Origin of the sequence: Rhodospirillum sp. A1_3_36 (assembly GCF_047263945.1) — a bacterium.
Taxonomy (GTDB): Bacteria; Pseudomonadota; Alphaproteobacteria; order Rhodospirillales; family Rhodospirillaceae; genus Rhodospirillum.
On sequence record NZ_JBLAVB010000005.1, the window covers coordinates 79,643 to 93,360 of the forward strand.

At 61.7% G+C, this 13,718-nt stretch carries 10 protein-coding genes; 9 read left to right on the forward strand and 1 reads right to left on the reverse strand.

Annotation, left to right across the window (positions count from 1 at the left end):
- Positions 1-245: 245 nt before the first annotated feature.
- On the reverse strand, positions 246-1,895 hold the full coding sequence (locus ACLIRY_RS13075) for a hypothetical protein (protein ID WP_413205844.1): 1,650 nt from the start codon (positions 1,893-1,895) through the stop codon (positions 246-248).
- A gap of 265 nt (positions 1,896-2,160) precedes the next feature.
- On the opposite strand from ACLIRY_RS13075, the gene tssB reads away from it, so the two are divergent.
- The 9 genes from tssB to tssL all read left to right on the forward strand — a co-directional run bounded on the left by tssB (position 2,161) and on the right by tssL (position 13,707).
- Entirely contained in the window at positions 2,161-5,124 is a 2,964-nt protein-coding gene (tssB, locus tag ACLIRY_RS13080; RefSeq protein ID WP_413205845.1) for a type VI secretion system contractile sheath small subunit, read from the forward strand.
- Positions 5,124-5,405, forward strand: coding sequence for a hypothetical protein (locus tag ACLIRY_RS13085; RefSeq protein WP_413205846.1), 282 nt, complete (start codon positions 5,124-5,126; stop codon positions 5,403-5,405). Before tssB ends, ACLIRY_RS13085 begins: the two co-directional genes overlap by 1 nt.
- A 26-nt stretch (positions 5,406-5,431) precedes the next feature.
- Positions 5,432-7,510, forward strand: coding sequence for a type VI secretion system Vgr family protein (locus ACLIRY_RS13090; protein ID WP_413205847.1), 2,079 nt, complete (start codon positions 5,432-5,434; stop codon positions 7,508-7,510).
- A gap of 11 nt (positions 7,511-7,521) precedes the next feature.
- Positions 7,522-8,184 (forward strand): DUF6931 family protein, encoded by a 663-nt coding sequence (locus tag ACLIRY_RS13095; protein ID WP_413205848.1) that lies wholly within the window; start codon positions 7,522-7,524, stop codon positions 8,182-8,184.
- Positions 8,181-8,471: a PAAR domain-containing protein gene (locus ACLIRY_RS13100; RefSeq protein ID WP_413205849.1), complete on the forward strand. Its 291-nt coding sequence runs from the start codon at positions 8,181-8,183 to the stop codon at positions 8,469-8,471. Before ACLIRY_RS13095 ends, ACLIRY_RS13100 begins: the two co-directional genes overlap by 4 nt.
- 4 nt (positions 8,472-8,475) lie before the next feature.
- Entirely contained in the window at positions 8,476-9,954 is a 1,479-nt protein-coding gene (tagH, locus tag ACLIRY_RS13105; RefSeq protein ID WP_413205850.1) for a type VI secretion system-associated FHA domain protein TagH, read from the forward strand.
- 11 nt (positions 9,955-9,965) lie between these two features.
- A complete protein-coding gene (gene tssJ, locus ACLIRY_RS13110) occupies positions 9,966-10,403 on the forward strand; it encodes a type VI secretion system lipoprotein TssJ (protein WP_413205851.1) in 438 nt (145 codons plus the stop codon).
- A 283-nt stretch (positions 10,404-10,686) separates the two neighbouring features.
- Entirely contained in the window at positions 10,687-12,021 is a 1,335-nt protein-coding gene (gene tssK, locus ACLIRY_RS13115) for a type VI secretion system baseplate subunit TssK (RefSeq protein WP_413205852.1), read from the forward strand.
- Between the two features lie 258 nt (positions 12,022-12,279).
- Positions 12,280-13,707: a type VI secretion system protein TssL, long form gene (gene tssL / locus ACLIRY_RS13120; protein WP_413205853.1), complete on the forward strand. Its 1,428-nt coding sequence runs from the start codon at positions 12,280-12,282 to the stop codon at positions 13,705-13,707.
- Positions 13,708-13,718 lie beyond the last annotated feature (11 nt).

Here is a 13,718-nt window from a genome sequence, read left to right on the forward strand (position 1 = left end):
CACCAAACGCCAAAAGGACCCGAGCAAGGATCAAACACCTCATTCGGGCCCATGACGATCGCGAGATCTGCGCGGCTTAGAGTATCTTCGAGATCAAGTTTGGTCGCGAATATACTCTAAAACTAATAGTATGAGAGCGAAAGGGGGCGACCTTGACTTAAGATGATCCCATTTCACTCTAGAGTCAACAAGTTGAGCATCGAGTAGACCGAAAAACCGGCGCCCACTTTTCCGCTCGCCCCCCTCTATCTGCGCTGATTGTCCAACTCCTCCTGCACGTTGTTACAGGCAGCTTCCACACCTTCTAAAGTAGCAATCAAGTTGCCGGAATAATTGAGAGCCTTGTCGGCCGCTTCCTCGAGCCCAACAGCGCCTTTCCACCCGACCGCCAGGAAGGCGACGCTAGCACTCAGTTCCACGAATACCTCGGCGAATTTCGCCCCCGTCGGCTCCTGATCGGACAAGATCTTAACTTGCTTAGCCAATACCCCGTGTTCTTTGCGCGCCTTCTCAACCCGACTGTTGTACTCCATGATCCGTTCTATGATTTCCTTGACGTCATTCGGAGTATTCTGGTTCTTCTTCTTGAGAGCGTTAAGGCTCGTGCGCAACCTCCCCCATATTTTCCCTTCGTTCCGTTTGGTCCATTTTTCGTTTTCATTATCCAGGGCCTTTGGAAGCTTGAGAAGCGTATCCAGTTTGCGAGACGTATTTCTGGCAGCCATCTCCAGGCCCTCGATTTTCTTGTCAAGCAGGTCACAGTCCTTTGAAAGGCCCTTTATCGTGTTGAGAGAACCCGGCAACAATGCGTTGATCGTGGTGCGCAAGACTTGGTCCGCGCCAATATTATTACGCGAAAGATTCTCATATTGCGAGTTCAGATGGTATAGATTTTCGGAGATACGATTAGCGACCTGCTCCGCTTCCGACCGAAGGTCCTTAGTCTGATCAAATGTCGAACGCAAACCCTTGGCCACACCGATTACAGCGACGACCGACGCCCCTCCAGTGAACGGCGAGAGAGCCAGTGACGCCACGCCGATGCCTGTGCCTGCGACCGTCGCACCGAGTTTGACACGGCTCTCGATCTTGTAATTGCGATAGTTCACGCGCACGCCTTCAAGTCGGTTCAACTCACCAGCCGCCCGCTCACACGCATTCTGAGTAGCCCGCGTAACCTCGTCGCTGAAAACCTGTTTGGCTTTGTCAGCCGATGTCGGATCCTTGGCGATGCTGTTAGCCGCCTTCTCATAGGCATTTGCGATGTCGGTCACGAGCTGCTTGAAGTTTCCTGCGTCCTTGCACTTCTGTGCTATGTAGGGATCACCGTCTCCAATCTTCTGCAGAATCTTTTCGTCATCAAGAATGGCCTCGATCTCGAGCTTCTCGATCTCGAAAACAGTTTTCGCCTTCGGCTTCATCTTCATGACCACGTCGCTCAGATCGTCATGCTGGAACAGGATCAACGGCGAGAACTTCGTTTTTTTCGATGCCTTGATCGCCTGTTTCATGGCGACATCGCCGCCGCTCTCCACCGCCGATTGGACCAATGACAATGAAGCGTCCATTTTATACTCAATATCACGAAGACCATCATCAAGAATAACCAGAACATCCTTTTCAAGTTTTTTACTTTTACTATAATCCACGATCTTTTTCTTGTATTTTTTTATTTCATCAAGAGATTTATTCCTCTTCTCTTTCATTTTTCCAGAATTTGGATACGATTCGGCAAATTCCTTCAGCAGCGTTTCCAGACGTGACCCAAATTCTTTCATGAGCTCGGTGAAAGCGTCCTCCTTCTTTTTCTTTTTTGCCGCGCCCTGAGCGTCTTTCTTAACCTTCTGCCACATCTTATAGAGTTCAGGAATCGTGATTTTAGTAACTTCATTCATGTCTCATTCCTTCACGGTTGCCGACGCAAGCGCGACCACTCGCGCCCTTAGGCCTCATTTGTTTCACCGATGAGTGCCGGTGCCTGCCGGTTTGGTTCAGTCGAAAAATACAAATCGTCACACCGGGCGCGGGAGCGGGCCCGCCATCCGGGATCCCGACGAATTTTTTCCGTAGCCGTGAACCTCCCGGCCCGTTTGCCGCACCAACCGTTGACAGCAGCGAAACCTCTTGGCGCGTCCTTCAGTCGGCGCGAGGACAATCGACATGGCGAACAGTGGTCAGAAATTTGTCGCACGGAACCGCGCGCCCCGGGTTCAGATCGAATACGACGTGGAGCTTTACGGGGCCGAGAAGACAGTGGAGCTGCCCTTCGTCATGGGGGTTCTCGCCGACCTCTCCGGTCAGTCGCAGGCCGCGCTTCCCTCGGTCGCGGACCGCAAGTTCCTGGAAATCGACGTCGACAACTTCGATGACCGCATGAAGTCGATCGGGCCCCGCGCCGCCTTCACGGTCGCCAATACCCTAACCGGCGAGGGAAACCTGTCCGTCGATCTGACATTCGAAAGCCTGGAGGACTTCTCCCCCGCCGCCATCGCCAAGCAGGTGGAACCGCTGCGCAAACTGCTGGAGGCCCGGACCCGCCTGTCTCACTTGGCGACCTATATGGATGGCAAGACCGGAGCCGAGGATCTGATCGCCAAGCTGATCCAGGACCCTGCCTCCTTCGCCGCCCTGACCGGGATCTTTTCATCCCAAGGCCCTGCGGACGGGGATCATGCTCAGGTCCTCGACAGCCTGCGCGCGCTCCGCGTTGAAGAGTCCAGGGACGAAGCCGAGGACGTCCAGGGCGCCCTTGACAGCCTGAGAAACACCCCTATCCCCGAGGCGACCGAAGAGAGCAGCGACGTGGATCTTCACGCGCTCCTGGTCAACGACAGACCGTCCGGAACCGAACATGGGGAGACGACCGTCCCGGACACCCAGCTCGCCGTCGACAACGAGGAGGATGAAGAAAGCGGCGATGTGGACCTGGACACCCTCCTCAACACCGACGACGAGGACGAGGAAGAAAGCGACGATATCGACCTCGACACCCTCCTCAACTCCGAGGACGAGGACGAGGAAGAAAGCGACGATATCGACCTCGACACCCTCCTCAACTCCGACGACGAGGACGAGGAAGAAAGCGACGATATCGACCTCGACACCCTCCTCAACTCCGATGACGAGGACGACGACGAGGAAGAAAGCGACGATATCGACCTCGACACCCTCCTCAACTCCGATGACGAGGACGACGACGAGGAAGAAAGCGACGATATCGACCTCGACACCCTCCTCAACTCCGATGACGAGGACAGTGATCCGGACGAAAACCGGCAGCCTCCCGCCCAGCCCTTCGGCGTGCTGACCCTCGACCGTCCGGAAGACCGCGACTCCCCGCGACAAAAATTCCGCATCGCCCTACTCGGCGACTTCACGGGTCGCGCCAGCAGAGGGGACCTGGAGATCGGCGACGCGCTGGCCCGGCGCAAGGCGATCAAGTTCGACATCGACACCCTCGACGACGTGATCGCCCGCTTCGCCACGACACTGGTCCTGCCCATCGGCGAGGATGGCGAAGGTATCGAGGTGAAGCTGTCCAGCCTGGATGATCTCCACCCCGACGAATTGTATGAAAACGTGGCGCTGTTCGAAGATCTGGCAGCCCTACGCCAACGGGTCGCCCGCGGCGACAAGAGCGCCATCGCCGAGACGCGCGCCTGGGCCGGGATGCACCCACACCCCGGCAAGACCACCCGCCACCGGGCCAAGGGCGGCACCGTCCCCGCCAACCGCAAGCTGAGCGATTTCCAAACCCTCATCGGAGACATCAAGGGACAGGTCGCCCGGCCCGGCGCCACCGACGATCTGATCGCCCGGATCGTGGGACCCCATATCCAGGCCGCCGCAGATCCGGACCAGGGCTCGCTCCTCGCCGCGCTGGACGAGGCCCTGTCCAGCGCCATGCGTGCCATCCTGCACCACCCCGACTTCCAGGCGGTGGAATCCACCTGGCGCTCCCTGGAATTCCTGGCGCGCCGCGTGGAAACCAGCGGCGGCATGGACATCGTCCTCTATGACGTCTCGGCGGAGGAATGGGCCGCCGACCTGGCCGCCCAGGACGACTTGGTGGAAAGCGGGCTCTTCCGCATGCTCGCCGAGGAGCCTCGTCTGGATGACTCCCAAGGCCCTCTCTCTGCCGTCTTCGGCCTCTACACGCTGGAGGAAACACCTCCCCACGCCGAACTCCTGGCGCGGATGGCCAAGATCTCCGACTGGATGAACGCCCCCTTCGTCGCCGCCATCACCCCGGAGTTCCTGAAGACACCCAAGCACGAACGCCATCCCCTGGTGGCCAAAGCCTGGGATGCCATGCGACGCCTGCCCGAGGCCGCCTACGCGGGCCTCGTCGCCCCCCGCTTCCTGCTGCGTCAACCCTACGGCGCCAAGGGCGAACCGGTGGATCCCTTCGATTTCGAGGAATTCACCCTGCGCGAGGGCCTGAAGGGGATGCTCTGGGCCAATCCCGTGATCCTTTCGGCGACCCTGATGGCCGCGACCGTGGTCCGCGACGGCAAAAACATGCGCTTGGGCGAGATCATGGGCATGGGGGACATCCCCATCCACACCATGGTCGACCAGTACGGCGACCAGATCGCCCTGCCCTGCACCGAACGCCTGCTGAACACCCGAACCACCGCCGACGTGGTCGCCCGGGGCTTCATGCCGGTCCTGTCCGTCAAGGGGCGGGCCGAGGTGCGCCAAGGCTCCTTCCAGGCTTTGAGCGGCGACATGCTCGCCGGTCCCTGGGCCCTGACCTCTGGAACGGGCAAGGCGGCCATGGGCACACAGGTAGGCTTCGGCCTGGCCGACCCGGAAAACAGGGATCGACTCCGAGCCAAGCCCGGCGAGGCCCTGAAGAGCCTGAACGTCAGCGACGACGAAGAAGAAGAGGACGAGGATATCGACCTCGATTCGGGCGACGACGACGAGGATATCAATCTCGACTTCGACACCGACACCGATGAGGATGAGGATGGGGATCTCGACCCGGACGACACGGATAGCGACGACGAGGACAACGCTCTGGACCGCCTGTTGGCCAGCCTTGATGAGGACGAGGATGAGAACGGATCGGACGACGAGATGGACCCGGAGCTCGCCGCACTTTTGGAGGGTCTGTGATGCTGGACGATGACGCGATTATTCTCGCCCAAGTCGGGGACTCCCACTGGCTGCTCGAAGGAGAACGGCATCTCGACGCCCTGCTGGCGGCCGACGCCGCCTATCCCACACCGGTTCACTGTATCCGCTTCGCCTCGGCGCTCGATCTGACCGCGGCTCTCCCCGACAACCAAGGCATCCGCTCTCTCTGGAGTATTCACCCCGGCATCATTGAACGGCTGACGCGGCATGACGAATTGGTCACCATCGACGCACCCGCGCCCCCGCCCGCGATCGCGTAAGTTGCTTAAAGGAAAGAGACGCGCTCATGGCCGACGACATCACGCTCAAGGGACGACAAGCCCGATTGGAGCTTCCCAATGCCTTGAAAGGCTTCTTGATCCGCGCCCAGGTCAACGATGGCCTGAGTCAGCTTTTCGAGACGACCATCGAGTTCATGTCCCCGGACATGGATCTCGACTTGCGCAAGGTCGTGGGAGAACGCCTTCGTCTGGACGTGGACGCTCCCAAGGACAAGGTCCGGTACTTCCAGGGCCGCTGCGTCTCCGCCGAATACCTGGGGTCCCATGCGGGCCGGGGATATTTCCGGGCCACCGTCCGTCCCTGGTTCTGGTTCCTGACCCGCGCCTCCGACTGCCGGATTTTCCAGGACAAATCCGTGATCGATGTGATCAAGGAGGTGTTCCGCCAACACGGCTTCGCCGATTACAGGGACAAGACAAAGCACACATATCCCAAGCGGACCTATTGCGTGCAGTACCAGGAAACCGACTTCACCTTCCTATCCCGCCTGATGGAAGAAGAAGGCATTTACTACTACCACAGCCATGAAAAGGATAAGGAAACGCTGGTACTGGTAGATGACTCCAGCGCTCACGAAGCGATCGAGGATAGCCGGGAGATCGATTTTTATTTCCGCGAAGATCACTTCCGGCGGCAGGATGACCACATCTTCGAATGGCGCGGACAGGAGACCATTCGCACCGGCAAGGTCACCTTGCAGGACTACGACTTCGAGAAGCCGAAATCGGACCTGCGCTCGGCCAAGGCCAAGCCCCAGGGGCGGCATGCCTACAAAACATACGAGGTCTATGAATATCCGGGGCGGCACCTGGACACCTCCATCGGCGAACACCACGCCCGTGTGATGGTCGAGGGCTTCGCGGCGGAAACCGAGCGCAAACAGGGGCAATGTAATGTCCGCCAGATGACCGTCGGCGGCAAATTCAAGATGAAGAAGCATCCACGCAAAGTGGAGAACGCGGAATACCTGGTGATCGGCGCCCGACACCAGGTGCAGATCGACGCGGACGTGGAAGATCGCGAGTACATCAACGCGATCCTGGGGCCGACCCTGGATTTCGACACATCCAACACCCGCGACATGTATCGCTGCTTTTTCGAAACCCAACCCTTCGACGCGCCATTCCGCGCGCCGCAGGTCACGCCACGCCCTGTCCACACGGGCGTGCAGACCGCAGTCGTGGTCGGCAAAAAGGGCGAGGAGATCTGGACCGACGAATATGGCCGGGTGAAGGTTCAGTTCCATTGGGACCGGCAAGGGCAACGCGACGACCAATCTTCCTGCTGGATCCGCACCGCCGTCCCTTGGAGCGGCAAGACCTGGGGCATGATCGGCGTCCCTCGGATCGGCCAGGAAGTGGTCGTGCAATTCGAAAACGGCGATCTCGACCGCCCGCTGATTACCGGCATGGTTTACAACGGGGACACCAAGGTCCCCTACCCCCTCCCGCGCGAGCAGACCCTGAGCGGTCTGAAGACCAACAGTTCCAAGGGGGGGAGCGGCTTCAGCGAACTGGTTTTCGAGGACAAGAAGGACGCCGAGTTCGTCCGCCTGCAATCCGAACGGGACTTCAAGCAGATCATCAAGAACAACGCCGAAATCACCGTTGGCCTGGAGCACAAAAAGGGCGGCACCTTCAAGCAAACCATCCACGGCGACAAAACCGAGACCGTCCGCGCGGGCGACCACAGCTTCACGGTCGCCATGGGCAAGGAAACCCAATCCATCGCCAAGAGCCGTGCAACGGAGATTGGCGATGACGACCGCCTGACCGTAAAGGCCAGCAAGACGGACAAGATCTCCCAAAACTATGACATCGACGTGGGGCGGACGCTGGAAATCACGGCGGGCTCGAAGGTCACGATCAAATGCGGCGGCTCCAAGATCGAGATGACGCCAACAAAGGTGACGATTTCCTCCACCCAGCTCGAGTTCAAAGCCAATGCCAGCGCCAAGCTGACCGCCAACGGCCAACTCACGCTGGAAGGTAAGGGCAAGGCTTCCCTCAAGGGCGGCGGCATGACGGAGGTCAAATCCTCCGGTGTCCTGATGGTCAAGGGCGCCATCACGATGATCAATTAGGAACGGACGCGATGAACGAGACGAGCCGTTTCAGCGGCCTGAAAAAGCTTCCCGACGTACCCGCAGCCAAGATACTGGCCAAGGGCAACGTGGTGCTTCAGACTCGCATCAACGCCCCCGCCAGCGCCTCCATTCCCGAGGTTCTCCAGGATTTGGACGACCAGGGCGCCCTGCTCGACATGTTCCAGCTGCTCGCCCATGCCCTGCCGCCGCGGCAGGCCACCTGGTGGGCCTGCCTGTCGGCGCGCGACACCTTGCCCGAGGGCACAGCCCTCCCCGCGCCGGTACAGGCCGCCGAAGCCTGGGTCTTTCGTCCTGGCATAGAAACCCGCGCCCGGGCTCGCGAGGCCCTGGACGCAGCCGGAAACGAGGACGAAACCACCCTCTGCGCCATGGCTGCAGCCTTCGCCGACGGCACCCTCGGTCCTGGGGAACTGGACGACTACGAGGCCCCCCCGGGCGCCGTCGGTGGAGCCGTGTTCGGTATGGTCCTGACCGCCCTGTTCCACGAAGCGGGCGGAGACGAGACCCAGGACGAAAACCCCATGGAGACGCGCGGCCCGCTATACTTGGCCCGTGCCCTGGACATCGCCAGGGGCGGCAACGGCAGGATCGCAGTCGCCCCACCCCAGACCGTCCCATCCGACTCTCCAAACCAGGAGACGCCACCATGACCCTTCCTGCCGCCCGCGTCGGCGACAATCACGTTTGCCCCATGGTGACCGCTGTCATCCCCCATGTGGGCGGGCCCATCATCACGCCCGTTCCCACCGTTCTGATCGGCAAGATGCCCGCAGCCACCGCAACGGCCATGGCCGTCTGCATCGGTCCTCCGGACCTCGTCGCCAAGGGGTCCATGACGGTCCTGACGGGCAAGAAGCCCCAGGCGCGCATGACCGATACCTGCGGCCATGGCGGCTTGATCGTCATGGGATGCCCCACCGTTTTGGTCGGAGGATAACCCTGTGAGTCTGAGCCTGCGCCCTTTGAATTCCGGTCCCCTGCCCACTGGCGGCGCTTCGATCCCCATGCGAAACGGCGTCCTGACCATTGGACGGGGCGAGGAAAACGACCTGACCCTGCCCGATCCCGATCGGATGCTGTCCAAACGCCATTGCGTCCTGGAAGACCGGGGGGGCGACTATGTCATTCTCGATACCAGCACCAACGGCACCTATCTCAACTACGGATCCGACCCGCTCGGCGGCACCCCCACGCCCCTGAACAACGGAGATGTGATCCAGCTTGGATCCTTCGAACTGGTCGTCCAGATCGCCTCCCAGACGGCGATCCCCCAGACCACAGAACCGCTCCCCCCCGCGGCGGCGGAGCGGATCGTCGGCCCCTTTTCTCCCCGAACGCCGGACAATCAGGACCTGAGCGACCCCCTTGCCGGCGCGACCGGCGCCTGGGATGACCTCCTTGGCACGCCCATGGGGGCGTCCAAGGAGGGCTCCGGCGGACGCCCCAATTGGGATCGCCCCACGATTCCGGACGACCCCCTCGCGACCGGCTCCGGCTCGCCAACCTCTTCCTTCGACCTGGGCCCTTCCAGAAACCTGGGCTCTTCCGGGGACCGGAGCCCGTTCCCGGAGAACGGCCCCCCCTTCGGTGACGATCCCTTCGCCATGGACCCGACCCGCGATGCCCCCACCGCATCGGACCACACCACCTCCGAACGGGACCATTTCTCGGCTCCCTCGGTCCATTCATCCATCATCCCGGACGATTGGGACGATCTGCTGTCTCCCGCCACGCCCGAGGCTCCTCCGCCTCCCCCCCATCCCGAGCCCCTGCCCCGTCCGGAGGAAAACACCCCGACCCCAGTCCGCGATCCCACGCCACCGTCCCGACCAACCGCCTCGGCGGAGAGAGCCGCGCGGGCCTTTCTCGCCGCAGCGGGCGCCGGACATCTGGACATCCCGCCCGAGGAGATGGAGGCGACCATGGCCCGCCTGGGTAAGGTCTTCGCCACCATGGTCGAAGGCATGCGGGAGATCCTCATCGCCCGCGCCTCGATCAAAAGCGAGATGCGCATGGACCGGACCATGATCACTTCAGGCAACAACAATCCCCTGAAGTTCTCCGTCAGCCCGGAACAGGCAGTGGAAATGATGATCCGCCCCAATGTCCGCGGCTACCTCGACGCCGAGGCGGCCGCGACCGAAGCCTTGAACGACATCCGCGCCCACGAGGTGGCGATGATGTCCGGCATGGAAGCCGCGCTGAAGGACCTTCTGGTTCGGCTCGATCCCCGGAAACTGTCGGCCCGGATCGAAACCGGATCCACCCTTGGTGGCCTGCTGGGCGGCAAAAAGGCCCGCTACTGGGAAGCCTTCGAGACCCATTACGCCCGGATCGCGCGGGAAACGGAGGATGATTTCCAATCGACCTTCGGACGAGAATTCGCGCGGGCCTACGAAGACCAATTGAAGAAGCTTTGAAAGGAAAAGCCATGTCCTGGAAATCCCTGCCGGGCGCCATCGTGAGCCTGCTTCTCCTGGTCGCATGCGCCGCGCCGCCTCCTCCGCCCACCAGCGTCAACCTTACCATCACAGGCGGAAGCGACATGAACGGCGGCGCGCCCGCCCAGGTCAAGGTCTACTACCTTGCCTCTCCGGCGGGCTTCGGAACCGGGGACTTCTTCGCCCTCTTCGACTCCCCGGAAGCCACCCTGGGCCCGGATCTGATCGCCGTCGACACCTTCCAGCTGGCGCCGGAGCGGACCGTCACCAACAGCCGGAAATTCACCACCAATCCGACAGCGGTGGGCGTGGTTGCGGCCTTCCGCGCCATCGACGGTGCCACCTTCAAAGCCCTGCGGCCGCTCACGCCAAATGCCCGGAATCCGGTGACAGTCACCCTCTCGGGCAACAGGGTGGTGATCCAGTAGAAGGGCAGCGGCGCTTTTTCTGGGGGGGCAACCGGGATCAGAAGGAGTCCGCGTGGTCTCCCTCTGGATGCCCGTTTTCACGGGCATGACGACAAAAGAGAACCGGAAAGGCGACGGTCTGTCCCAGAAAATCCCGGATGAACTTTTTTGGCCTAATCGTCCTTTCTGGAAAACCAAAAGCCTCCTTTCCCGCACTAACGAGAGCACGGCGCGTTTCGACGCGCCCCTCCATTTCTCTAGAAACCGCTGACCCTCTCCGGTCAGCGAGGGGAGTATTCCGAGCGTGTCCTGGGAAAACAAGGTAATCTGGCAGGAAGGCCTGTTCCTTCAGCCGCACCACTTCCAACAGCACGACCGCTATGTCGAATCCCTGGTGGCCGGTGTCAGCGCGGTGGTCGCGCCCTATGTCTGGGGCCTGCGCAACCTAGCCCTCGATGAGGAGCTCCTCAAGCTCGGCAAAATCGCGCTAAAGTCCTGCGCCGGTCTGACCCCGGATGGGGCGACCTTCCGCGTACCCCAAACCGAGGAGCATCCACCCGCGCTCGACGTCCCGCTGGGGGCAAAGAACACTGTGGTCTATCTCGCCATCCCGATCCGCCGTCAAGGCGCCGTGGAGGTCGACCTGGGCGGCGCCACCCAGGGCACCACGCGATACCACCTGGAAGAGATCGAGGTGACCGACACCATGGGCCGCGATGGCCGCGCGGTCCAGATGGCCGTGGGCAAGCTACGCCTGCGCTTTGCCCTGGACCTGGACGATTTGTCCGACCAGATCGTCATTCCCATCGCCCGGATTATCGAAGTGCGCCAGGACAAGGAAGTGGTCCTCGACCGGGCCTTCATTCCCGCCTGCACGGATGTCCGCGCAGCCCCGGCGCTCTCCGGCTTCCTGCGCGAGCTGGAAGGCCTGCTGAGCCACCGGGCCGAGGCCCTGGCCGGACGGCTCAATCAAAGCGGGGCCGCCAAGGGGGTTGCCGAGATCTCCGATTTCCTGCTGCTTATCGCCGTGAACCGGAACCTGCCGGTGGTCCGTCACCTACTGGCCATCGAGAACGCGCACCCCCAGGAGATTTACCGGTTTCTGGTCGGTCTGGCGGGCGAACTCGCCACCTTCATGACACCGGAGAAGCAGGTCCCCCAATTCCCGGCCTACTGTCACCACGACCTGACCAATGTGTTCCAACCGGTCTTCCGCTCCCTGCGCCAGTACCTGAGCGCCGTTCTCGAGCAGAACGCGGTGGCGATCCCCATCGAACCGCGCAAGTACGGGGTCTCTGTGGCGATGATCTCCGACAAGCGGCTGCTGGCCAGCGCCACCTTTGTGCTCGCGGCCAAGGCCAGCGTTCCCCTGGAAAACGTGCGACGCCACTTCCCTACCCAAGCCAAACTGGGCTCGGTGGAGGAAATCCGCCAGCTCGTCAACTCAGCCCTGCCGGGCATCGGCCTGCGTCCCCTGCCCGTGGCTCCCCGTCAGGTCCCCTACCACTCGGGCGTCGTCTACTTCGAACTCGACACCAGCAGCCCCCATTGGAAACAGTTGACCACCTCCGGCGGCCTGGCTGTCCATGTTTCCGGCGATTTCCCGGACCTGTCCATGGAGCTCTGGGCCATCCGCTAGAGTATTCCGAGATCAAGTTGGGTCGCTTCGCGACCAAACTTGGCCTCGAAGATACTCTAAAACTTATAGAATCAGAGTGAAATGGGGCCTGCTTGTTCCAAGCTGATCCCATTTCACTCTAGAGAGTAAGGCCCAGAAAGGCATGAGCGCGGCGAACCAAATCCACGATCACGCGCACTCATCAAATGTAGACGCCTTTAACCGACCTGCCGGCCTGTCGTGATTGATCCGCGATCTGGCCCCGCCTGGGAGCGACCGATGTCATCCGACGATCCATTCGCCGAACCCTTCGATACCGACAAGACAATCATTCGGCCAAACCCGGCGGGCCGCCGCTCCTCGGTGCCTACTCCGATGCCTCCCCCGAGCGGAGCGGTCTCCTCCAGCACGCCGCCCATGCCGCCGCCAACCTCCCCCTCGGCGGCGCCCCCCCCAGCCGCGCGCACCCCATCAGCCCAATCCACCCGTTCCGGCCAATCCACGGTCCCGCTGGAGAGCGCGACGGCTGGGCTGAACCCACTGAATGCCGCCGCCTCGTCCCTCTTCTCCCTGGTCGGACGGATCCGCAACCGAGCCCAGCATTCCGATCCGGCAGCCCTGCGCCAAAGCGTCGTCTCCGAGATCCAGGCCTTCGTGAACGAGGCCCTACGGATCGGCATTCCGGCGGAAAACCTGCGGGTCGCCCGCTACGCCATCTGCGCCACGATTGATGACGTCGTCCTCAACACCCCCTGGGGCGGACAAAGCATCTGGACGCAACAAAGCATGGTGGGAACCTTCCATAAGGAAACCTATGGCGGCGACCGCTTCTATGACCTGCTGTCCCGTCTGGAGCAGACCCCTTCCCAGAACCGGGACCTGCTCGAATTCCTCTATGTCTGCCTCAGCCTCGGCTTTGAAGGACGTCTGCGCGTCGCCGAACGGGGAACAGAAAAGCATCTCTCCGTCCGGGACAACCTCGCCCGACTGATCCGCACCCATCGCGGCCCCGCCGAACCCAGCCTGTCCCCCCATTGGAAAGGCATGGACATCGCCCACCGGCTGCTTTCGGCCTGGACCCCGCTCTGGGTCACCGGTGGCCTTATCCTGGCCGGTCTGTGTCTGGCCTTCTTCACCTATTCCATCCTGCTGAACGGAGAGTCCGGTCGCCTGAGCGACCAGATCGCCGCACTGGATTTCGCAGGGCAGATCGAACTTGACCGTCCGGCTCCGCCTCCGCCACCTGCGGCACCCTCGCCCGCCCAGGTCGATACCGTGGAAGCGGTGTCCGCCTTCCTTCAGCCCGAGATCAAGGAAGGCTTGGTCAGTGTCGCAAGCGAGGGCAACACCCTGACCATCCGCATCACCGGCAGCGGCATGTTTCCCTCCGCCTCCGACCAGTTGGCTCCACGGTTCGAGGACATCATGGATCGGGTCGCCCAGGCCCTGAACGACGAGCCCGGACGCATCATCGTCGCTGGTCACTCGGACAACGTCCCCATCAACACGGCGCGCTTCCCCTCGAACCTGCGGCTGTCCCTCGCCCGGGCCCAATCGGTGATGAAGCGGATCTCCGCGTCCCTGAGTGACAAATCCCGGATCTCGGCAGAAGGGCGGGCCGACAAGGAACCCATCGCCTCCAACGATACAGCCGAAGGGCGGGCCAAGAACCGCCGCATCGAAGTCATTCTAGTGAAGGCAGGCTGACCCATGTTTCC